This window comes from Duganella sp. HH101, from assembly GCF_001758795.1.
Classification (GTDB): domain Bacteria; phylum Pseudomonadota; class Gammaproteobacteria; order Burkholderiales; family Burkholderiaceae_D; genus Rugamonas; species Rugamonas rivuli.
This window is the reverse complement of record NZ_LRON01000013.1, coordinates 1-21,075: the sequence shown is the minus strand read 5'-3', so window position 1 is coordinate 21,075 and position 21,075 is coordinate 1. Positions and strand designations below refer to the sequence as shown.

Here is a 21,075-nt window from a genome sequence, read left to right as displayed (position 1 = left end):
CCAACCTTTGCCAAGGATCATGATGAACGTTTCGCTATTACAGCAGCGCAGTGACGAGCAATGCAGTGCCGCGGTCAACCGCGGCATCCTGGTGCAATCCAGCTTCAACACCGTTTGCGCGATCGAATACATGAAATCCCACAACGTTGCGCCGCAGGTGATCGAACGGGTGCTATTACACCCTGAACTGCGTCGAAAATCCCCTCATTGACGCGGCAGCTTATACCGCCCCGGTGTTTACTTATGCACAAATCATGTTGACAAGAATTTTCTTTAAAAATTTTCTCGTTAGAATACTTGACGCGCTAAGTCATTGATTTTTCAAGGGGTTTATTTTGCCTCTTGGATGGGCAGTTTGTTGAAAACCGCATAGGTAAAGCCTCCCTGCGGTGTCAAGAGGGTGATATCCACATAGATATCCACAGCGTCTGTGGATATCCGGAAAAGTGCTTTAACAATCCACGACTTACAGCGGCACTTTCAATGCCTGCAGGACGCTGGCGACGACGATGTAGCGCGGCGGGGTGTCGTCGCTGGCGGTGACGGTGGCGCGCAGCCGCACTTCCTGGCCGTCGCGGCGCCAGGCGCTGACCACGTCGGTCCACGCTTCGCCTTCCTTCAAGGCTTGCAGCGCATCGCTCAGCTGGTCCGGCGGATAGGGCGGGGCATGCAGCAGGCGCGGATCGGCGCCCAGCAATTCCTCGCGGCTGTACTGGAAGACGGCGCAGAATTTATCGTTGACGCTGGTGATGCGCCCGCGCTGGTCCAGCGTCATCATCACCGCGTGCTGGTCGACGGCGGCCAGCAGCTGCCTGGCCTGGTCCAGTTCCCGTTGCAGCGCCTGCGCCTGGCGGTGCGCCTGCTCCAGCCCGGAGTAGGCGCGCAGCGACGAGATCACCGTGGTGAACAGCTTGCGCGTGGTCAGGTCGGTCTTGCACCAGAAATCGTTGATGTCGTAGTCGAGGATGATGCTGTGTTCGAGCGCCTGTCCCGGCTGGCCGGTGCGCAGGACGATGCGCACCAGCTGGTTGTGCAGGGTGTCGCGGATCTGGCGGGCCACGTTCAGTCCGGCGTCGCTGGTTTCCATGATCACGTCCAGCAGCACCAGCGCGATGTCGGGCGTGGTGCGCAGCGTGTGCAGCGCTTCCTCGCCGCTGTAGGCGTGCAGGAAGCTGAGCCGGCGGCCCTGGAAGCAGGCGTTGCTCAGTGAGAATTTGGTGACGACATGGACGTCGACGTCATCGTCCACAATCAGCACGCGCCATGGCGGCGGCGCCTGGGCCGCCCCCGGTTTGCCTGCTTGCGGCTGGCTGGCCGGCGGTGCTTCGTCTTCTATCATCCAATCGGTGTCGTCGTCGTTCTGGTTCATGCATCAATCCCACGGTGAGTCGGAGAAGGGAATTGCGGACCTTCACAGTGACACTATTCCTTGCCGGTACTTTTGTCAAAGGATTCCCCGGCGCGCGGGCGCCGGCGTGTCTCAAGGCCTACTTATGCACAGAAAAATATTTTTCAAGCAGCCTCGAAAGCGTTTCGAGTCTGAATTTTACATGTCGTAAGTATTTGATTTTATTGGGTAAAAAATTTGCCTGTGGATTAGGCATTTTGTTGAAACCCGCGCCGTTAAAGGCGTTCTCGGGTGTCAAGTGGCGGTTATTCACAACCTTATCCACAGTTGGTGTGGATATCTGTGAAAAGCGCTTTAAATCCGGCGGCTTAGGCGCTTTTCTTCATAAATTGCAACAAAGCGCTCAGCCGTCGATGCCGGCCAGCAACTTGCGCACGGCGCCGTGGGCCATGACGATGTCCGTGCCGTCGTGCAGCAGCGTGTTGTACTTGGCGCGGAACTCCATGTCGCCGGTTTCGGACGGGCCGATCAGCGCTTCGATCGCCTTGCGGAAGGTGCGGGCTTCGGCCTGTGTGACCGGTTCCGGCTCGTCGAGGCGTTCATCCATCTGCGCCATCAGGCCGGACAGCTTTTGCAGCCAGGCGAAATGCGGATGGTTGGCGACCAGTTGCAGATGCTCCAGCGCGCTGCCGACCGCGCCGAAGTACTGGGTCTCCACGTGGATCAGCTGCTTGTGCAGGTCGCGCAGCGCGCGCGCCAGCGCGGTCAGTTTGGCGTTGTTGGCCAGTTCGTTGTCGGCTGATGCCATAAATTCTCCAGGGTTAAAATCCAGCTGCCAGTGTAGCGGTCGCCACCCCGCCCGGCCATGCGCCAAAAGTGGGGTCACAAAAGTGGGGTCAAGTCTGACATTTGGACACGAACTGAAGCGTTTCAAGTCCTATAGCCGAGGCTGTGTCCAAATGTCAGATCTGACCCCATGTTTTAGCTGAGCGCCTTCAGGCGGTCGAGCTCGGCCAGGAAGCGGGCGCTGGCGATGGCGGGCGGCCATGGTTCCCAGGCGGTGCCGCCGTAGACCGCTTGCAGCGGATCGTCGTTCAACGGCGGCACGCTGATCTTGAGCGTGTGCAGCACTTCCTTCGCCGACCAGCCCACCACGTGCACCGCCTCGCTGGCTGCCGCCAGCCGATCGGCCATCTTGTGCGCGGCGTGTTCCTTCGGCGTCCAGCGCGGCAGGCCGTAGCGCAGGAAGACGGCGCTCTCCAGCCGCACCGTCAAGGCCTTGAAGCCTTCGCCCAGGAACGGCTTCAACGGCGAGACGCAATCGAATCCCAGCAAGCCTTCCTCGGCATCGTGCAGCAGCTCGCGCAGCGCCGCCAGCGGCGCCAGTTGCAGGCCGACCGCCGTGCAGGCCGCGGCGCGCAGGTGCATCACCGTCAGCGAATGCTGCGCCACCGACAGCGGCAACGGCCATGCCGAATGCCCGCCCCAGCGATAGGTGCGCGCCAGGCCCAGCGCGAGGTCGCTGTCGTCCCAGTCGAACGGCGTCGGGTCGAGCAAGTCCAGCCGGCGCTCCGACGGCATGCGGACCCAGGCGCGGTGTTCTTGATGATCGCGGCCCATGCGGTTTTCCTTCTCTGTGGCGTAATCGACATCGTACACCCATGGCCGCAGATTTTTTTCGGCAACAGTCTGTTGAATTGCAATACACTGGGAAGATGTTGATCTGAGGATACGGATGAGTTCATGGTGACAAGGCCTTCATACATTTATCAGGGCGGCTCGGTGATGATGCACTCGCCGCTGCAATTGAAGAACGCCGAGATGTACGGCTACTTCGTCAAGGGCACGCTGTCCAATTTGCAGGCCACGCTGGACGACACGCTGAACCAGGTGGCCGGCCAGCGCATGCGCTTCAAGGCGATTTCGCCGTATGTGCTGCTGACCTTCACCCGCGTCAACCACGCCGATTCGGCGGCCCCGGTCGACCATGCCAAGGGCTGGATCACCGAGGTCGACATCGTCACCTGGATCATGGTCGGGGCGATGGACGACGAGGGCGAGCTGGCCCACATCTACTACTACCCGGCGCACATCTTCGTCGACGATGCGATGGCGCTGATTAACGGCCGCGAGCTGTTCGGCTATCCCAAATACCTGTGCGAGTACGAGATTCCGCATGCCGATGCCGAGCCGCTGCGCTGCTCGGTCGCCGCCAAGGGCTTCCAGCCGTTCGCGCCGGAGACCAGGATCGCCATGCACCCGCTGCTGGAGGTGAACGCGACCCGCAAGACCGGCATCGAGAAACCCATCGCCAGCGTGCTCGATCTGATCGAACAGGCGATCGAGCTGTTCCTCTCCATCCCCGACTTCTTCAACCTGGACGTGGCGGGCTGGGACGACATCATCTCGCTGCTGCGCAATCCGCGCATCGACCAGATCTTCCTCAAGCAGTTCCCCGACAGCGCCGGCCTGAAGGCCGTGTACCAGGCCATCCTCGCCGCACCGGCCACCATCGACCGGATACACAGCGGTACGCTGCTGGGCTATGAATACGAGTGCGTGCTGCACGCCTTCGACAGCTTCCCGCTCCAGCAGACACTGGGCCTGCAACTGGGCGCGCAGCAGGCCATCCTGCCGTACAAGCTGCATTTCGACTTCACCGCGCAGCCGGGCGAGGAATTGATCGACAACTCCTCCATCGCGCCGCAGAAGATCGCTATCCTCGGCGGCGGCGTCGGTTCGATGACGGCGGCCTGGTACCTGAGCGACCTGCCGGGCTGGCAGAACAACTACGACATCACCGTCTACCAGCAGGGCTGGCGCCTGGGCGGCAAGGGCGCCAGCGGCCGCAATGCCAAGTACGGCCAGCGTATCGAGGAGCACGGCCTGCACATCTGGTTCGGCTTCTACGCCAACGCCTTCAAGATGATCAAGGCGGCCTACGCCAGCCTGGATCGTCCGCCCGGCGCACCGCTGGCGACCTGGCGCGACGCCTTCAAGCAGCACGACTACGTGGTGCTGTCCGAGCAGGTCGGCGCGCAGTGGCACAACTGGTCCATCGTGTTCCCGACGCTGCCGGGCGAACCGGGCGAGGGCACCGAGCAGATCACCCTGTGGACCATGGCCGAGGCCATGTTCTTCTGGATTAAAAAATGGATCGACGGCCTGGATAAGCTGACCCGCGCGATGAACCTGCCGCCGCATCCGCACCATACCGGCATCGTCCCGGATTGGCTGTACCACCTGGCCGAGGGCGTGACGTCGTCGGTGCACGAACTGCTGGACGACATGTCGCTGCTGGGCAGCGCCCTGTACGGCATGCTGGCCAATATGTCGCCCGACGTCGGCAAGCACACCGAAGGCCAGCACCTGGCGCTGGCCGGCGCGCTGGTGGGCGTGCGCGGCAAGCTGCATGCGCGCTACCGCGCCCTGGTCGACAGCGGCGAGGGCGACGCCAGCGACGACATCCGCCGCCTGTTCATCTGCCTGGACCTCGGGGTGACGGTGATGAAGGGCGTGTTTGAAGATGGCGTGATCCGCAATGGCTTCGACGTCATCAACGATATCGATTTCAAGGACTGGTTGCGCAAGCACGGCGGCGACGAGGTGCTGTGCGTGGACTCGGCGCCGGTGCGCGGCTTCTACGACCTGGTGTTCGCGTACGAGGGCGGCGACTTCGACAAGCCGAACATCGAAGCCGGCACGCTGCTGCGCGCGATGGCGCGCATCGGCCTGGCCTACAAGGGCGGCATCATGTTCAAGATGCAGGCGGGGATGGGCGACACGGTGTTCACGCCGCTCTACCAGGCCTTGCTGGCGCGCGGCGTCAAGTTCAAGTTCTTCCACAAGGTCGAGGAGCTGGTGCCGGACGGCCGCCAGATCGGCAGCATCCGCATGACGCAGCAGGTGGCGCTGGCCGGCGAGGATTACGATCCGCTGGTGGACGTGAAGGCCTTGGCCTGCTGGCCCAGCACGCCCAACTACGACCAGATCGATCCGGCGCAGGCCGCGCTGCTGCAGGAGAAGGGCGTCAACCTGGAATCGTACTGGAGCGACTGGCCCAAGCTGTACCACCAGCACTTCGACAAGGAATTACCGGTGCTGACGCTCAAGCGCGGCATCGATTTCGACCAGGTGGTGTTCGGCATCTCGGTCGGCTCGCTGAAGGCGGTGTGCCCGCAGCTGCTGGCGCACAGCCCGGCGCTCAACACCACCTATGAACAGGTGCAGACGGTGGCGACCCAGGCTTACCAGGTCTGGCTGAACAAGGATCTGACGCAGATGGGCTGGGACTTCCAGCCGGACGGCCAGCAACCGGTGCTGAGCGGTTTCAGCGAGCCTTACGACACCTGGGCGCCGATGGACCAGCTGTTGTGCCGCGAGGACTGGGCGCCGCCGCTGGCGCCGCGCAACGTGTCCTATTTCTGCAGCGCGCTGACGGTGGACAGCTATCCGCCGGTAAGCGACACCGGCTTCCCGGCGCGCATGGCGGCGCTGGCGAAGCAGGGCGCGATCGGCCAGTTGGGCGGGCAGGTCGCCGCGCTATGGCCGGCGGCGGGACCGGCCGGCGCGTTCCCGTGGCAATGGCTGGTCGACGGCAGCGAGGCCACCGGCGTGGCGCGCTTCGACAGCCAGTACTGGCGGGCCAACGTCGATCCGTCGGAGCGGTATGTGATGTCGGTGGTGAACAGCACCAAGTACCGCCTGCAGACCGACCAATCGGGCTACGCCAATCTGTACCTGACAGGCGACTGGATCAGGACCGGCTTGAACGCCGGCTGCGTGGAGGCGGCCGTGATGGCCGGCATGCAAGCGGCGCGCGCGATGACCGGCCATCCGGCCGTCATCGAGGGCGAGACGGACTTCTAGCGCGGGCGTAAGCTCAGCGGCTGCGCGGCATGCTGCGGCCCAGGTTGCCTTGCCGGATGCTCTGCTCCGAGCGTGCCGGTTGCCGGCCCTGTTGCTGGCTGGCGTGCGGCGTATCGTTGGCCGGATGGCCGGTGGCGTGGTTGCCGCTCTCGCCCATGCCTTCATGTTCCGGGTCGTAGTCGTCATGGGGCATGTTGGCGCCGGGTTTGAAACCTTTATCGCTGGGCTGGGTCATGATCGCTCTCCTTTGATGGCGGAACGTGAGGCCGCTCCGTAAATCCATCGTAAGCCAGCCCGGCCGGCGCGAACGTAGGCGCACACGCCGTGCCGCTGTCGGACGCCGTACCAGGGCGCGCCGCTGCTACGGCATGGCAGCGCGCTAGCGGCGCCGCGCCAGCGTCAGGCCGTCGCCCAGCGGCAGCAGCGACAGGTCGATGCGTTCGTCGTGGTGCAGCTTGATGTTCAGCGCCTGCAGCGCGGCGGTGTCGTCGCTGTCGGCGCGTTCGGCCACGCGGCCGCTCCACAGCGTATTGTCGATGGCGATCAAGCCGCCGGGCCGCACCAGTTGCAGGCAGCGTTCGTAGTAGCCGTCGTAATTGACCTTGTCCGCGTCGATGAAGGCGAAGTCGTACAGGCCCGCTTCGCCGTCCCTGATGCGCGCGTCCAGCGTGGCCAGGGCGGGGCCCAGTTGCAGGTCGATCTTGTCGGCGATGCCGGCCTGCGCCCAGAACGGCTTGCCGATGCGGGTGTAGTCGTCGCTGATGTCGCAGGCCAGGATATGGCCGTCGGCCGGCAGCGCCAGCGCCACGCTCAGCGCGCTGTAGCCGGTGAACACGCCGACCTCGATGGTGTTGCGGGCGCCCGTCAGCTTGACCAGCATGGCCATGAACTGGCCCTGCTCGGGCGAGATCTGCATCGTGGCGCGCTCGTGGCCGCGGGTTGCTTCCCGCAAGGCGGTCTGCGCCGGATGTTCGCGCAGCGAATGCGCCAGCACGTAGTCGTACAGGGTATCGGTCAGGGTGAGGGTGCGGTTGGACATGCGATCTGCTCCTGGATGGTGTGTCCAGAGTGTAGCAGCGTCCGCGCCGGCGCGGCTCACGGCTGGCCGGGCGTGGCGGAAGGTCAGATGGTGTTGGCGGGCTGCGACATGTCGACGTCGTTGCTGGCGGCGCGGCGCAGGTCGTTGCAGGCCTGGTCCAGCGCGGCCGCCACGCCGGGCAGGCGGTCGGTCACTTCGTCCAGGTTGCCGGCGCTGGCCGCCGCTTCCATCTCGTGGCACAGCGTGTGCAGATGGGTCGAGCTCAGATAGCCGGCGCTGCCCTTGAGCGCATGGATCGCCGCCGCCGCCGCGTTGGCGTTGCCGGCCACCACGGCGGCGCGCGCGCTCTCCAGCCGGCGCGGCGCCTCGTCGAGGAAGGCCTGGGTGATGCGCTGCATGTGCGAGTGCGACAGCCCGGCCAGCGGCATGATCTGCACGGTGGCCGGATCGACGCGCTTCTCGACGGCCGGCGCCACGCCGAACTGCTCGTCCAGCGATTCGGCGCGGATGGCGGTAAGGCGCGCGGCGTCGGTCGGGCGCAGCGGCCGGCCACGGCTCAGGTGCTGGGCGATGGTCTTCTCGATCTGGTCGTACAGCAGGCGTTCGTCGACCGGCTTGCTGAGGAAGCCGTCCATGCCCACCGCCAGGTAGCGCGCGCGGTCATGGTCGCTGGCGTTGGCGGTCAACGCGATGATCGGGATGCCGGGATCGAGCACGCGGTAGTCTTCGCTGCCGCCGCTGCGGATCAGGCGCGCGGCCTGCTCGCCGTCCATCATCGGCATGCGGCCGTCCATCAGCACCAGGTCGTAGGCGGCGGAACTCAGCGCATGCAGCGCCTGCAGGCCGTTCTCCACCACGCGGATGTCGTGGCCCATGTTCTCCAGCAGCGTGCTGACGATGATCTGGTTGGTGCGCACGTCCTCGGCGCACAGCACGCGCAGGCGGTAGGCGTGGTGCTCCTTGCGCGGCAGGCTGGATGGATCGATGGCGGGCGCCGCGCCCAGCGCCAGCGGCAGCGTGAAGCTGAAGGTGGAGCCGACGCCGACCCGGCTCTCGGCGGCGATCGAACCGCCCATCAGTTCGACCAGCTCCTTGCAGATCGCCAGGCCCAGGCCGGTGCCGCCGTAGCGGCGCGTGGTCGAGTGGTCGGCCTGTTCAAATTTCTGGAACAGCCGTGGCAGCGTATCGGCCGGGATGCCGGGGCCGGTGTCGGTGATGTCGAAGCTGACGCTGGTGCGGCCGTCGATGGTCAGCAGCGCCGAGGCGTCCAGCCGCACTTCGCCGCGGTCGGTGAACTTGATGGCGTTGCCCAGCAGGTTGAGCAGGATCTGGCGCAGGCGGGTCGGGTCGCCGCGCACGTAGCGCGGCATGTCCAGCGCCAGGTCGCAGCGCAGCAGCAGGCTCTTGGCGTCGGCCTGGCCTTGCAGGATGCCGATGGCGTCGTCCACCAGCGCGATCAGGTCGAAGTCCACCGTCTCGATCGACAGGCGGCCGGCGTCGATCTTGGAGAAGTCGAGGATGTCGTTGAGGATGGCCAGCAGCGATTCGCTGTTCTGCAGGCCGATGCGCAGGTATTCCTCGGTGCGGCCGCGCACGGACTGGTCGCGCATGGCGAACTTGATCATGCCGATCACGCCGGCCAGCGGCGTGCGGATGTCGTGGCTCATCGCCGACAGGAAGTCGATGCGGTGGCGGCTGACCACTTCCGCGTGTTCCTTGGCCTCGGTCAGCTGGGCTGTGCGTTCCTGCACGCGCTGTTCCAGCGTGTTGCGCAGCAGGCGGATCTGGTCGGCCAGCGCGAACGCCAGCAGCACGCCGTCCAGCGTGCCGCCCAGCAGCGTGAACAGCTGGGCATTCGTCACCATGGCCGGGATCAGGCCGAGGTTGGCGGGCAGGATGAACAGGCCCGGCACCATCAGCGCGACGAAGCCGAGCACGAAGAAGCGGGCCGGGTAGTAGCCGCGCCGCCAGACCACGATGCCGCTGGTGAGGGCCATCGTCATCCAGATCGAGATGACGATGGTGGCGATGGTGTGGGCGTAGCTGAGGTAGAGGAAGCAGCTCGGCAGCGTGAGCAGCGGCAGCACGATGTTGATGCGGCTGAGTTTATGCAACAGCGGCGAATGCTCCTTGAGCCGCAGGAAGTTGGTGTAGAACTGCGTGCTCAGCACCGGCAGCAGGAAGAAGGGCACGTAATGCCACTGCAGGTTGTGCCAGCCGAACAGGTCGGCCGTCATGTGGAAGGTCATGCCCCAGGCGATGGCGTAGCACAGCACGTACAGCGAGTAGTACAGCGAGGAATTGTCGCGGGTGATCGAGTAGATGAAGAAGTTGAACACCGTCAGCGCCAGCAGGGCGCCGATGGAGCCGATGATCAGCACGTTCTCGCGCGCCACCAGCTGCTGGTAGGCGGTGCGCGGCAGCACCGACATCACCGGCGTGCGCGCATAGTAGGGGCTGGCGAAGCGTATCAGCACCTGGTAGCGCTGGCCCGGCTGCAGGTCGACGTCCTTACCGTAGTGCAGCAGGTAGGCGTGCGGCTGGCGGTAGCCGGTCAGCATCTGGCGCGCGCTGCCGTCCGGTCCGAACACCTGGATGTCGACCATGTCGATCAGCGTATCGTTGGGATCGATGACCCAGGCCGGCTGGTGGCTGTCGTTGCGCAGCTCGGCGTACAGCCAGTAGCCGCCGCCCAGCAGGTCGACCTTGGTGGCGGGCTTGAGCCCGGCCAGCAGCTTGGGCAAGCCGGTGGCGTCGACCGGAAAGGGCTGGCCTTCGTCCAGATAGAGCTTGCCGGTGGTCATCAAGTCGATACTGGCGGTATTGATGCTGATCGCAGCTGGCAGCGTCTCCGCGGCGACGACGGGAGTAAACGCCAGTTGCCAACATGCCAGCATCGCCAGCAGCACGAGGACGGCACCACGTGGCAGACCGTAAGACATCTTGCAAGCTTTACTCATTAGTGTTCCGATGGCCGCCGGTCTCGTTTAGTGATTTTTTCCATTTTAAACGAGAACTTATTGTTTTATTCAAAAATTGACCTATGGCACAGACCGATGCTTGGCGCATCGTGGCCGGGCCGGGTAAGATGGCGCCTTTGCGCCACAGGACTGCCGCCGTGCTAATTTCTCCAGAACAATTCATAGGTTTTCTCAGCGCCGCCTTGTTGATCACGATATCGCCGGGGCCGGACAATCTGATGGTGCTCAGCGTCGGCATGTCGCGCGGGCGGCGCCAGGGCATGGTGTTCGGCCTGGGCTGCGCGCTGGGTTGTTTGAGCCACACCTTGCTGGCCACGCTGGGCGTGAGCGCGCTGATCAAGGCGTCGCCGTTGGCTTTCGGCGCGCTGAAGCTGGTCGGCGGGGCGTATCTGATCTGGCTGGGCATAGGCGCGTTGCGCAGCCGTGGCGGCGCCCGCGTCGACGGATCGGGCCTGCCCGATGAAAGCCTGCGCAAGTTGTTTGCCAAGGGGCTGTTCGCCAACGCCGTCAATCCCAAGGTGGTGCTGTTCTTCCTGTCCTTCCTGCCGCAGTTCGTGGTGGCCGAGCGTGGCGACGTCAGCTGGCAGACCGCGCAGCTGGGTTTGCTGTTCACGGCGCAGGGCGTGCTGCTGTTTGGCTTGCTCGGATATTTTTCCGGCGCGGTGGGCGCGTGGATCAACCGCCATCCCGGCGCGGGCATGTGGATGGACCGCGTGGCCGGCGCGATTTTCGTCGGCCTGGGGCTGAAACTGATTATTTCCCGCTGAAGAGCAAAAAAAGTCCGTTCGGGGCGCGTATGTCATCAGGGCGTAATGCTGCACTGCGATACTGGCTTTGCTCTTTCAAGTCTCTCCCGATTTGAAAACCTTCGGCCCGCGCCTCTTTGTGCTGCGGGCTTTTTTTTGCGGTCAGGAGAAGAAGCGGGGATCGTAAATCCACCGTTTAACGGTTGTTGCCGCCATGGTGGCGACGTCCGGGTGCAAGGGATTGATCAGCACATTGTATTCGTCGGGGACGCTCACCGACGGCACCAGCAACAAGGTGGAACTGCGCGACGCAACCCAGGCGTCGCCGGTTGTCCGGCTGGTCATTCCTGACGGCACGGCGTCCCAGCCCCCGGGCAGCGGGTCGAGCACCACGCGCGCGTTCCAGACGCTGTCGGGAACGTCGATCCGCACCAGGAAGCGGTTGAATGGCAGGCCGCCGGTGCGTATGTGCAGGACCGTTTCTATCGTCGCCAGGGCTATGTTGGGCGTGCTGTAGATCAGCGGCGTGCCGATGCTATTCCAGCGCCCTCCGGAAATCTTGGCGCCGGCACCGCTAAGGTCGTTGGCCGTATAGGCCGGCGCCTCGACGGCAATCCGCCACAAGGGCATGGTCATGCATAGGCTCCGCTCTGGCTCATGGACAGCAATTCAGTCACAAGCTTTTGCCCTTCGAACGTGTCCATATAGCTTGCGGGCGTTGCACCACCCAACGCCGGCAATGGCTTGGCCAGCCAGTCCGCGACCCAGTGTGCCGGGTTGAAGCCAGTCGGATCGCCGGACTCCTCCACCATTGCCTGGACTTTGCCGATCAAGGTCGCTATGCCCAGGACACGTTCGGATTCGTCTTTCGATAATGTCGCCTCATCCTTCTCCTTGCGGCTGATGGTTGCGCGGGACAGGCCGAGGCTGCCGAGCAGCAGCTCCTTGCTCATTCCCATCGTCGACGAAAGCTCGCCAACTATCGAGGCCGGGATACCTGATCGGATCGTGGCGATGCGCGTTTGCGGATCATCCTGATAGAAATTTGTCATCGACCCGCGCCCTTCGGTTTTTGCCGCAGCCGCTTTCCGAACGGGGGCTGGTTTTTCAAGAGTTTTGAAATCTGACATGGGCGTCTCCTTTGAGACGGTAGTTTAGCTCAAATGAGGCGATTTGCCATAAGGGGTTTACTTTGCCGCCAGCGTGAAGCGCAGTTCCAGCTGGTCCTGGACCGCCAGCGCGCCCGCCATCACGGAAAACGGCGTGATACCGAAATCGCTTTGTTTCAGGTTGACGTTGCCGGTGACGGTCATCACGCCGTGGTTTTCGCGGATCTCCGCCGGGATCGCCATGCTGCGGGTGACGCCGTGCAGCGTGATCGCCACCTGCAGCGGCTGGCCGGCGGCGCGCTCGGCGTGCACAGTCACCACCGGATAGCGCTCGGCGTCCAGCACGCGGGTCAGCATATTGTTGCGGGTGCCGTCGATGGCGTCGGCGGAGGGCTGTTTTTCCAGGCCGGCGGCGATGCGCAGGTCGGCTTCGTCGACGGTCAGCTGGTCGAGCCGGAACTGGAAGTCGGCGCGGTTCTGCGCCGGCGACACGGTGCCGCTGACGTGGCGGCTGGCCACCAGATGGTCGTGCCCCAGCCGCGCCAGCAACCCGCCGCGCCGCACGGTGACGGCGATTAGCGATTGCGCGCTGTCTATCGTCAGGGCGTTGGCGGCAGGTGTGTGGGCCGGCGCCACGGCAGGCGGCGGCGCTTCGGGCGGGGCCGGCGGCGCGCTGCTGGGCAGCTGCGAGCATCCTGCCAGCAAGGCCGCCAGTGCGATGGTTTTTTGATAACTGTGAAATTTTGTCATAGCCGCGCCTAAGGTCATTTGGCCGTCATAATGCCCCATTATGATGCGTCTCGCTGGTCCCAGCGTGCTCCAGCTGGTCTCCGTGCCCAAGCTGGTACGGGATTTCACAAAGCATGACTCAGCAGGCTCGCCGGTGGCCTGAAACACCGGCACCACCGCCTCTCTCCCTCTTAAATCCTACCTTAATGAATCCCTAAGCCTATGCCAGGCGATAGCTGGCACAGTAACACCTGTAGCGCGAGGTTTGAGCCTCGCGCCCGGTTGCCGGACTCCTTAAAGCCCGGCACAGATTTCTCCCAGGCGGCACTATCGCCGCCGGGCAACGGACCATCCCCACGCTTTCGAGCGTTTTCGTAACCAGCATCATCTCGCGATGACGCTGGTTTTTTTTGCCTGTCAGCCGTGCTTGGACAACCAGGCGTCGATTTCCGGCAGGCGCGCGGTGCGCAGCTTCACGCGGTACTGGATCGAGGCGATCGCGGTCTTGGTGTCGCCCTGCGCGTCGGCGGCCAGGTACTGTTTGGCGTAGGCGCGCAGTTTGGCGATCATGGCCGGATCGGACGAGCGTCCGCCCAGGCCCGGGAAGTAGCGGCCGCGCGAGCTGGCGTCGATCTTCTTCTCGATCTGCGCGTGGTGGCTGACGGCGAAGTCGTAGGCCAGGTCCGGATGATGGCCGGCCACGTGGTTCAGGATGGACGCGCCTTCGGTCGCGCCGCCTTCGTCGGTCAGCGCCAGTTCCAGCGCGCGCTGGGCCAGTGCCTTGTCCTTGGCGGTGCCCAGCAGGTCGTACAGCTCGCTCTTGATCATCGACGACTTCTCTTCACGCGCGGCGGCGTGCAGCTGCTCCCAGGTGGCGGCGTCGGCGTTGTCGGCGATCACGCCCAGGATGGGACGGCGCAGCGCGGCCGGCATCGCATCCTTGTCGGTGGCGGCGGCCGCGTAACGGCGGCGCGCTTCCGCCACCACGCCCTCGTCGCCGACCGCGCCCAGCACTTGGATCAGCGCCTCGCGCAGATTGGCGACCGGCGCCGCTTCATCGGCGGCCTTGCTCCAGCCGATGCGTGCCAGCACCGGCGCCAGGCGCTTGCGGGCGTAGCGGTCCAGCGCCGCCTGCTGTTCAGGCTTGCCGTCGTAGCTGTAGTGCAGGGCAAGCAGCGAATCGGCGATCTGGTCCCACACCTGCGGCGCGGCGTCCAGCGGCGCGCGGCTGGCCAGGTCGAGGAAGCTGGAGGCCGGCATCAGGCCCGCCATGCCCAGCGACCAGCTGTCCGACAGCAGGCCCAGTTGATCGATGGCCGCCAGGCCGGCGAAGCGGTCGGCCAGCGCGGCGAAGGCCTTGGGCGCGTACAGCGTGCGGTAGTAGCCGCTCTGGCCGGCGTTGACCAGCACCGCGCCGCAACCCGGCAGCGTCATGCTGGCCTTGCCGCCGGCGACGATGGTGCTGGCGGTGGCGCCGCCCACGGTCTGGGCGATCACCGGCACGCGCCAGCTCAGCGGCTTCTTGTCGGTCTGGTCCTTGCTGAACTCGCCCTGCGTCAGCGCGATGGTGGTCTGGCCGTTTTTGCAGACCGCGTCGGCCACGCGTATCATCGGCACGCCCGGCTTGAGCGTGAAGTCGTGGGCGATCGCCGTCACCGGCTTGTGCGCGGCCTTTTCCACTTCGCGCCACAGATCGTCGGACACCGTGTTGCCGTAGGCATGCCTGGCCATGTAGCTGCGCACGCCGGCGCGCCAGGCGTCGTCGCCGACGTAGTTCTCCAGCATGCGGATGACCGATTCGCCCTTCTGGTAGGTGATGCTGTCGAAGGCCTGGCTGGCTTGCTCGACGCTGGCGATGTGCTGCACCACCGGGTGGGTGGTGGCCAGCGCGTCGCGGTTCATGGCCTGCTCGCGGGTGCCGACGGCGCGCAGTTCCCATTTCCACTCAGGGTGCAAACGGGTGGTGGTGCGCGATTCCATCCACGAGGCGAAGCCTTCGTTGAGCCACAGGTCGTCCCACCATGCCATCGTCACCAGGTCGCCGAACCACTGGTGGGCCATTTCGTGCGCGGCCACCAGGAAGGAGGTTTCCTTGTCCGACTGCGTGGCGGTGCGCGGGTCGAGCAGGATGGCGGATTCGAAGGTGAAGATCGCGCCCCAGTTTTCCATCGCGCTGAAGAACTGGCTGCGGCCCGGCGCGGCGATGTTGTCCAGCTTGGGCAGCGGATATTTGACGCCGAAGTAGTCGTTGTATTCCTTCAGCACGGCGACCGAGGAATCGAGCGCGAACTGCGCCTGGGCGATCGAACCCTTTTGCGTGACGACGCCCAGCTCGGTGCCGCCTTCGACCGCGGTGGCGCGTTCGAACTCGCCCAGGCCGAAGAACAGCAAATAGGTCGACATCTTCGGCGAGGTGGCGAAGCGCACCAGCTCGCGGCCGTCCGCCAGCTTGCTGGTGGCGGCGACAGGCATGTTCGACACCGCCATCTGGCCGGCCGGCACGGTGGCCTCCAGCGCGAAGGTGGCTTTGTAGAAGGGCTCGTCCCACGACGGGATCACGCGGCGCGCTTCGGAGTTTTCAAACTGCGTGTACAAGGCGCGCTTCTTCTCGCTGCCGTTCTGGTAGTCCAGCGAGAACATGCCGGTCGGCTGGGTGCCGATCACGCCGGTGTAGTCCAGCTTGAGCTGGTAGCTGCCCACGGCCAGCGGCTGGGCGAACTGGAAGGTGGCGGTCTGCTTGTCGTCGTCGACGCTGATCTTGCTGGCCGCCTGCACCGGCTTGCCGGGACCGGCGCTGATGGCGGCGGCGCTGAACTTCAGGTCGGCGGCATTGAGGGTGATGCTGCTGCTGGCTTGTTTGATGTCGAGCGCGATGGTGACGCTGGCGCTGAAACTGCTGTTGGCGGCGTCCGGCACCAGCGACACGGCGTAGTGCGTCGGCACGGCGTTGCGGGGCAGCTGGGTGGTGACTTTGACGGCCTTGGCGGCCGGGGTGGCAGAGGTGGCAGCTGCGGCCAGTGGAGCCAGGCCGGAAGAGAGGCCGAGCAGCGCCATCACGGCGAGCGAAATCAAACTGCGTTGCATGCAATGTCCTTCAAGTGGGTGAGCCGGTAGGCATACGATATAAACCGTTATTGGCTTCGTGGGCCAAAGAGCAATCTACGGCGATCTGGTTGGAATGTCAACTTGATAGTCACCCGCATGGGGATGCCGCGACGGCGCCAATCCGGCTATCATGCGCTATGCCCATCATGCGAAAAAAGGAGTTGGATATGAAGTTTTTCACGTCGCCGCGCACGCCCAATCCGCGCCGGGTCGCCATGTTCATGGCTGAGAAAGGCCTGAGCGGCATCGAGCAGGTGTCGATCGACCTGCTCAGCGGCGCGCATCGCAGCGCCGAGTATTTGCAGAAGAACCCGTTCGGCCGCCTGCCGGCGCTGGAGCTGGACGATGGCCGCGTCCTGTGCGAAACGCGCGCCATCTGCACCTGGCTGGAAGGCTATGCGCCCGAGCCCAACCTGATGGGCGACGGCTTCGACGAGCGCGCCTTCATCGAGATGACCGACCGCCGCGTCGAGCTGCACCTGTTCCTCGGCATCGCCAACTGCGTGCGCCATACGCATCCCGGCCTGGCGTTGCTGGAGCAGCCCCAGTTTGCCGACTTCGGCGCATCGCAGGGCGAGAAGATGCGCGACACCGCGCGCTGGCTGGACGGCGTGCTGGCAACCCAGCCCTTCGTGGCGGGGCAGCGCTTCACCATCGCCGACATCACCGCGTTCTGCGCGCTGGAGTTCGGCCGTGGCCTGATGAAGTTCCGTCCCGGCGCGGAAGGCATGGAGCATTTGCAGGCCTGGCGCGACCGCATCGCCGAACGGCCGAGCGCCGCCGCGCCGTACTAGGCCTCGCTCACGCCACCCGCTTGTACCAGGGCTGGTGCGGAAACACCGGCTTGTAATGGCCGGCCAGGGGATCGCCCGCTTCCAGCGGACGGTCCAGCACCAGCAGGCCCGATTGCGCCAGGCTGTCGTCGAACAGCTGCAGCACGCGCTGGCGCAGCGCAGGCCCGAAGTCGGGCAGGGCGCGTCGCCCCACGATCATCTGGAATTCATTGAACGAAGCGTCCGTCACCAGGTTGTACTGGGCCCAGGTGATGCGGCTGCGCAGCTGCGGCAACAGCACCGCATGCAGGCCGTCGCCGCTGACCTCGAAATAATCGAGCAGCCTGCCGACCCCGCCGCTGCGCACATAGTTCGCCTGCAGCTCGCCCAGCCGCGCCATCGGCAGGCTGGCTGCCTGCGCTTCCGCCAGCAGCGCATCGCTGGAGACGGTGGCGTAGATCTCGGTGCGCGCGCCCAGCTGTTCCTGTTCCAGCAGGATGGCCAGCGTCCACGCCTGCTGCGCACCGGCGCAATCGGCCAGCCACACGCGCGGCAGCGCGACCCCGTGCAGGCACACGCCCAGCGACATGCGCAGCAGCGATGCCTCGGAGGCATCGTCGAACATCAGCGCCGGCTCCACCGACAGCTCGCGCAGCAGCGCGCTCCAGGCTTGCGGCTCGTGCAGCACCAGCGCCTGCATGGCCGAGATGGTTGCCACGGACTTCTGCGCCATCGCCGCCTGCAGGCGGCGCGACACCACGTCGCGCTGGTAGCCGCGGAAGTCGTAGCCGTAGACCTGGAACACGGCTTCCAGCAGCAGCTCCTGCTCCAGCTCCTCGACCGTGGACGGCGGCTGCCGCCGTGGTCCGGCGGCCGGCGGGGAATGCCGGTCCGGCGCCGCCACGGGGTCCGAGCCGCCGGCGTCCGCAGGCCGCAAGGCTGCCCGCAGCGAGGCGAATAACGAGTTCACGCCCGCCATCAGTGCAGCCACACCCGCATCAGCGACAGCAGCTGGGCCACATCCACCGGCTTGGTGATGTAGTCCGACGCGCCGGCCGCGATACATTTGTCGCGGTCGCCCTTCATCGCCTTCGCCGTCAGCGTGATGATGGGCAGCGATTTGAATTTGGGGATGCGGCGGATCGCGCGCATGGTGTCGTAGCCGTCCATCTCCGGCATCATGATGTCCATCAGGACGATCTCGATGGTCGGGTCTTTCTCCAGCACCTCGATGCCGTCGCGGCCGTTCTCGGCGAAGGACACCTGCATCTGCTGGCGCTCCAGCAGCGACGACAGCGCGAAGATGTTGCGCAGGTCATCGTCGACGATCAGCACCTTGCGGCCCGCCAGGCCGCCGTCGGCCGCGTGGATCTCCTCCAGCATGCGGCGCTGCGCTTCCGGCAGGCTGGCCTGCGAGCGGTGCAGGAACAGCGCGGTCTCGTCCAGCAGGCGCTCCGGCGAACGGGCGTCCTTGATGACGATGGTCTTGGCGTAGCGCTTCAGCTTTGCCACCTCCTTGCGGTTCAACTCCTTGGCGGTGTTGATCACGATCGGCAGGTCGCGCAGCGATTCGTCCTTGCCGATGATGTCGAGCAGGTCGAAGCCGCTGATGTCGGGCAGCGTCAGGTCCAGCACCATGCAGTCGAAGCGGGCTTCGCGCAGCGCGTCCAGCGCCGCCTGGCCGGTGTCGACGGCGACGATGTGCAGGTCGGCGTCGCCGATCAGGGCGACGATGGCGTCGCGCTGCATCTGCTCGTCGTCCACCACCAGCAGGCTGCGTTTGCCGCCCAACAGGAACTTCTGGATGCGGCTGAACTCTTCCTGCAGCGCGGCCTTGCTGACCGGCTTGTTCAGGTAGGAGATCGCGCCCAGGCGCAGCGCCCGCTCGCGCTCGCGCAGGCTGGACATCACGTGCACCGGAATGTGGCGGGTGCTCGGGTCGCGCTTCAGGCGGTCCAGCACCGTGAAGCCGTCGATGTCGGGCAGGTCGAGGTCGAGCAGGATGGCGGACGGCAGGTAGTCGCGCGCCAGGCTCAGCGCCGAATCGCCCTGCATCGTGACGATGCCCTTGAAGTTTTTCTCGCGCGCGAAGTCCAGCACGATCTTGGAGAAGCGCTCGTCGTCCTCGATGATCAGCACCGACGGATCGCCCGGCGCCACCAGGCCGCGGTCGTCGCTGCTGCCGTAATCGGCCATGTCGGCGTCGATGTCGGTGATGGCGCTGCTGTCGTGGTCGGGCTGCGCCAGTTCGCTGTAGTGCGGCGGCGTGTACACCACCTGCGGCGCCGGCGACGGCAGGCGCACCTGCGGCTGGCGGCCCATGTCGTAGTTGATGAAGCCGGCGCGGTTATACGGCAGGAACAGCGTGAAGGTGGAGCCGTTGCCAACCGCCGATTCGACGCGGATCTCGCCGCCCAGCAGGCGGGCCAGCTCGCGCGAGATCGACAGGCCCAGGCCGGTGCCGCCGTATTTGCGGGCGGTGGAGCCGTCGGCCTGCTGGAACGCCTCGAAGATCAGCTGCAGCTTGTCGGCGGCGATGCCGACGCCGGTGTCGCAGACGGCGAAGGCCAGCACCGCGTCCGCATGCAGCAGGTTGGGGTGGTCGCTGGAGAAGCCGCTGCTCACCAGGCTGATACTGAGCGAGACCTGGCCGTGGGTGGTGAACTTGAACGCGTTCGACAGCAGGTTTTTCAGCACCTGCTGCAGGCGCGTGGTGTCGGTCATCATCGCGGTCGGCAGGTTTTCCTTCAGCTCCACGGAGAAGCCCAGGTGCTTGGCCTCGGCCATGTGGCGGAAGGTGCGGTCGACGTAGTTGCGCAGGTTCTGGAAGCGGTACTCCGACACGTCCAGCGTGACGGTGCCGGATTCGATCTTCGACAGGTCAAGAATGTCGTTAATCAGCGTCAGCAAGTCGGAGCCGGAGCCGTGGATGGTCTTGGCGAATTCCACCTGCTTGCCGGACAGGTTGCCGTCCGGGTTGTCGCCCAGCTGCTGCGCCAGGATCAACAGCGAATTCAAAGGCGTGCGCAGCTCGTGCGACATATTGGCCAGGAATTCGGACTTGTACTTGGAGGACAGCGCTAGCTGGGTGGCTTTCTCTTCCAGCGCCAGCTTGGCCTGTTCCACCTCGCGGTTTTTGCGCTCCACCTCGATGTTCTGCTCGGACAGCAGGCGGGCTTTTTCGGCCAGCTCCTGGTTGGTCTGTTGCAGTTCCTGCGCCAGCGATTGCGACTGCGTCAGCAGCGATTCGGTACGGCTGTTCGCCTCGATGGTGTTCAGCACCACGCCGATGGATTCCATCAGCTGGTCGAGGAAGGACAGGTGGGTCTCGGTGAAGCGGTCCAGCGAGGCGATCTCGATCACCGCCTTGACCTGCTGCTCGAACAGAATCGGCAGCACGACGATATTGGTCGGCGGCGCCGCGCCCAGGCCGGACGAGACGACGATGTAATCGCGCGGCACGTCGGTCAGCCAGATGCGGACTTTCTCCACCGCGCACTGGCCCACCAGGCCTTCGCCCGGCAGGAAGGAGGTCGGCAGCTTGCGGCTGGAACGGTAGCCGTAGCTGGCGATCATGCGCAGGCGGGCGTCCGATTCCTGCGAGTCCATCATGTAGAACACGCCGTGGTGGGCCGACACCAGCGGCGCCAGTTCGGACAGAATCAGCTTGGTCACGGCCTGCAAATCGCGCTGGCCTTGCAACAGACGCGTGAAGCGCGCCAGATTGGTCTTCAGCCAATCCTGCTGCGCGTTCTTCAGCGTGGTGTCCTTCAGGTTGCGGATCATCTCGTTGATGTTGTCCTTCAGGTAGGACACCTCGCCGCGCGCCTCCACCTGGATGGAGCGGGACAAGTCGCCCCGCGTCACGGCGGTCGCCACCTCGGCAATCGCCCGCACCTGGTTGGTCAGGTTGGCCGCCAGCTGGTTGACGTTCTCGGTCAAGTCTTTCCACGTACCGGCCACGCCGGACACGTTGGCCTGTCCGCCCAGCTTACCCTCGGTACCCACTTCACGCGCCACCCGCGTCACCTCGGATGCGAAGGAGGACAATTGGTCCACCATCACGTTGATGGTGTCTTTCAGTTCCAGGATCTCGCCCTTCACGTCCACCGTGATTTTCTTGGACAAGTCGCCGCGCGCCACGGCGGTCGTCACCGCCGCGATGTTACGCACCTGGCCCGTCAAGTTGGACGCCATGAAGTTCACGTTATCGGTCAAGTCCTTCCAGGTACCGCCGACGCCCGGCACGTAGGCCTGTCCGCCCAGCTTACCTTCCGTACCCACCTCGCGCGCCACCCGCGTCACTTCCGATGCGAAGGATGACAATTGGTCCACCATCACGTTGATGGTGTTTTTCAGTTCGAGAATCTCGCCCT

The 21,075-nt window shown here is 64.9% G+C and carries 16 protein-coding genes; 4 read left to right on the top strand and 12 right to left on the bottom strand.

Annotated features, from left to right (window positions below; all coding sequences use genetic code 11):
* Window positions 1-19 precede the first annotated feature (19 nt).
* Window positions 20-211, top strand: a complete 192-nt coding sequence (locus DUGA2_RS32845; protein WP_229212426.1) for a hypothetical protein — start codon at window positions 20-22, stop codon at window positions 209-211.
* Window positions 212-466: 255 nt separating this feature from the next.
* Here the strand turns inward: DUGA2_RS32845 and DUGA2_RS20050 are convergent, their stop codons facing one another.
* The 3 genes from DUGA2_RS20050 to DUGA2_RS20040 all read right to left on the bottom strand — a co-directional run bounded on the left by DUGA2_RS20050 (window position 467) and on the right by DUGA2_RS20040 (window position 2,968).
* Window positions 467-1,369: a PAS domain S-box protein gene (locus tag DUGA2_RS20050; RefSeq protein WP_070271256.1), complete on the bottom strand. Its 903-nt coding sequence runs from the start codon at window positions 1,367-1,369 to the stop codon at window positions 467-469.
* 382 nt (window positions 1,370-1,751) lie between these two features.
* Window positions 1,752-2,156, bottom strand: coding sequence for a hypothetical protein (locus tag DUGA2_RS20045; protein ID WP_070271255.1), 405 nt, complete (start codon window positions 2,154-2,156; stop codon window positions 1,752-1,754).
* A gap of 173 nt (window positions 2,157-2,329) precedes the next feature.
* A complete protein-coding gene (locus DUGA2_RS20040; protein WP_070271254.1) occupies window positions 2,330-2,968 on the bottom strand; it encodes a phosphohydrolase in 639 nt (212 codons plus the stop codon).
* 165 nt (window positions 2,969-3,133) lie between these two features.
* Here DUGA2_RS20040 and DUGA2_RS20035 point away from each other — a divergent pair, with 165 nt between their 5' ends.
* Entirely contained in the window at window positions 3,134-6,217 is a 3,084-nt protein-coding gene (locus tag DUGA2_RS20035) for an NAD(P)-binding protein (protein ID WP_229214733.1), read from the top strand.
* 13 nt (window positions 6,218-6,230) lie between these two features.
* On the opposite strand, the gene DUGA2_RS20030 is transcribed toward DUGA2_RS20035, so the two are convergent.
* From DUGA2_RS20030 to DUGA2_RS20020, 3 genes are all read right to left on the bottom strand, one after another.
* A complete protein-coding gene (locus DUGA2_RS20030; protein WP_070271252.1) occupies window positions 6,231-6,452 on the bottom strand; it encodes a hypothetical protein in 222 nt (73 codons plus the stop codon).
* Between the two features lie 144 nt (window positions 6,453-6,596).
* Complete coding sequence (locus tag DUGA2_RS20025; protein WP_070271251.1) at window positions 6,597-7,256, bottom strand: class I SAM-dependent methyltransferase; 660 nt, start codon at window positions 7,254-7,256, stop codon at window positions 6,597-6,599.
* A gap of 83 nt (window positions 7,257-7,339) precedes the next feature.
* Complete coding sequence (locus tag DUGA2_RS20020) at window positions 7,340-10,216, bottom strand: hybrid sensor histidine kinase/response regulator (protein WP_070271250.1); 2,877 nt, start codon at window positions 10,214-10,216, stop codon at window positions 7,340-7,342.
* A gap of 128 nt (window positions 10,217-10,344) precedes the next feature.
* Between DUGA2_RS20020 and DUGA2_RS20015 the strand changes: the two genes are divergently transcribed.
* On the top strand, window positions 10,345-11,004 hold the full coding sequence (locus DUGA2_RS20015; RefSeq protein WP_210402586.1) for a LysE family translocator: 660 nt from the start codon (window positions 10,345-10,347) through the stop codon (window positions 11,002-11,004).
* 141 nt (window positions 11,005-11,145) lie between these two features.
* Here DUGA2_RS20015 and DUGA2_RS20010 read toward each other — a convergent pair whose 3' ends face one another.
* The 4 genes from DUGA2_RS20010 to DUGA2_RS19995 form a co-directional block, all read right to left on the bottom strand.
* Complete coding sequence (locus DUGA2_RS20010) at window positions 11,146-11,619, bottom strand: RES family NAD+ phosphorylase (protein WP_070271249.1); 474 nt, start codon at window positions 11,617-11,619, stop codon at window positions 11,146-11,148.
* The gene (locus DUGA2_RS34545; protein ID WP_229214732.1) at window positions 11,616-12,113 is read right to left on the bottom strand and encodes an antitoxin Xre-like helix-turn-helix domain-containing protein; all 498 of its coding nucleotides are present in this window, start codon (window positions 12,111-12,113) and stop codon (window positions 11,616-11,618) included. Before DUGA2_RS34545 ends, DUGA2_RS20010 begins: the two co-directional genes overlap by 4 nt.
* 57 nt (window positions 12,114-12,170) lie before the next feature.
* The gene (locus tag DUGA2_RS20000) at window positions 12,171-12,842 is read right to left on the bottom strand and encodes a YceI family protein (protein WP_070271248.1); all 672 of its coding nucleotides are present in this window, start codon (window positions 12,840-12,842) and stop codon (window positions 12,171-12,173) included.
* Between the two features lie 396 nt (window positions 12,843-13,238).
* Entirely contained in the window at window positions 13,239-15,905 is a 2,667-nt protein-coding gene (locus DUGA2_RS19995) for a M1 family metallopeptidase (RefSeq protein ID WP_070271247.1), read from the bottom strand.
* Window positions 15,906-16,093: 188 nt separating this feature from the next.
* Between DUGA2_RS19995 and DUGA2_RS19990 the strand changes: the two genes are divergently transcribed.
* Window positions 16,094-16,720 carry a glutathione S-transferase family protein gene (locus DUGA2_RS19990; protein WP_070271246.1) on the top strand — a complete coding sequence of 209 codons (627 nt, stop codon included), beginning with the start codon at window positions 16,094-16,096 and terminating at the stop codon, window positions 16,718-16,720.
* 7 nt (window positions 16,721-16,727) lie between these two features.
* Here the strand turns inward: DUGA2_RS19990 and DUGA2_RS19985 are convergent, their stop codons facing one another.
* Together DUGA2_RS19985 and DUGA2_RS19980 are read right to left on the bottom strand one after the other, a co-directional pair.
* Complete coding sequence (locus DUGA2_RS19985; RefSeq protein WP_070271245.1) at window positions 16,728-17,678, bottom strand: CheR family methyltransferase; 951 nt, start codon at window positions 17,676-17,678, stop codon at window positions 16,728-16,730.
* On the bottom strand, window positions 17,678-21,075 hold a 3,398-nt coding region (locus DUGA2_RS19980), incomplete at its 5' end, for a response regulator (RefSeq protein ID WP_070271244.1). The genes DUGA2_RS19985 and DUGA2_RS19980, both read right to left, overlap by 1 nt.

Coding starts and splice junctions, on each gene's coding strand:
- DUGA2_RS32845 (WP_229212426.1), top strand. CDS start 20: ATGATGAACGTTTCGCTATTACAGCAGCGCAGTGACGAGCAATGCAGT.
- DUGA2_RS20050 (WP_070271256.1), bottom strand. CDS start 1,369: ATGAACCAGAACGACGACGACACCGATTGGATGATAGAAGACGAAGCA.
- DUGA2_RS20045 (WP_070271255.1), bottom strand. CDS start 2,156: ATGGCATCAGCCGACAACGAACTGGCCAACAACGCCAAACTGACCGCG.
- DUGA2_RS20040 (WP_070271254.1), bottom strand. CDS start 2,968: ATGGGCCGCGATCATCAAGAACACCGCGCCTGGGTCCGCATGCCGTCG.
- DUGA2_RS20035 (WP_229214733.1), top strand. CDS start 3,134: ATGATGCACTCGCCGCTGCAATTGAAGAACGCCGAGATGTACGGCTAC.
- DUGA2_RS20030 (WP_070271252.1), bottom strand. CDS start 6,452: ATGACCCAGCCCAGCGATAAAGGTTTCAAACCCGGCGCCAACATGCCC.
- DUGA2_RS20025 (WP_070271251.1), bottom strand. CDS start 7,256: ATGTCCAACCGCACCCTCACCCTGACCGATACCCTGTACGACTACGTG.
- DUGA2_RS20020 (WP_070271250.1), bottom strand. CDS start 10,216: ATGAGTAAAGCTTGCAAGATGTCTTACGGTCTGCCACGTGGTGCCGTC.
- DUGA2_RS20015 (WP_210402586.1), top strand. CDS start 10,345: ATGGCGCCTTTGCGCCACAGGACTGCCGCCGTGCTAATTTCTCCAGAA.
- DUGA2_RS20010 (WP_070271249.1), bottom strand. CDS start 11,619: ATGACCATGCCCTTGTGGCGGATTGCCGTCGAGGCGCCGGCCTATACG.
- DUGA2_RS34545 (WP_229214732.1), bottom strand. CDS start 12,113: ATGTCAGATTTCAAAACTCTTGAAAAACCAGCCCCCGTTCGGAAAGCG.
- DUGA2_RS20000 (WP_070271248.1), bottom strand. CDS start 12,842: ATGACAAAATTTCACAGTTATCAAAAAACCATCGCACTGGCGGCCTTG.
- DUGA2_RS19995 (WP_070271247.1), bottom strand. CDS start 15,905: ATGCAACGCAGTTTGATTTCGCTCGCCGTGATGGCGCTGCTCGGCCTC.
- DUGA2_RS19990 (WP_070271246.1), top strand. CDS start 16,094: ATGAAGTTTTTCACGTCGCCGCGCACGCCCAATCCGCGCCGGGTCGCC.
- DUGA2_RS19985 (WP_070271245.1), bottom strand. CDS start 17,678: ATGGCGGGCGTGAACTCGTTATTCGCCTCGCTGCGGGCAGCCTTGCGG.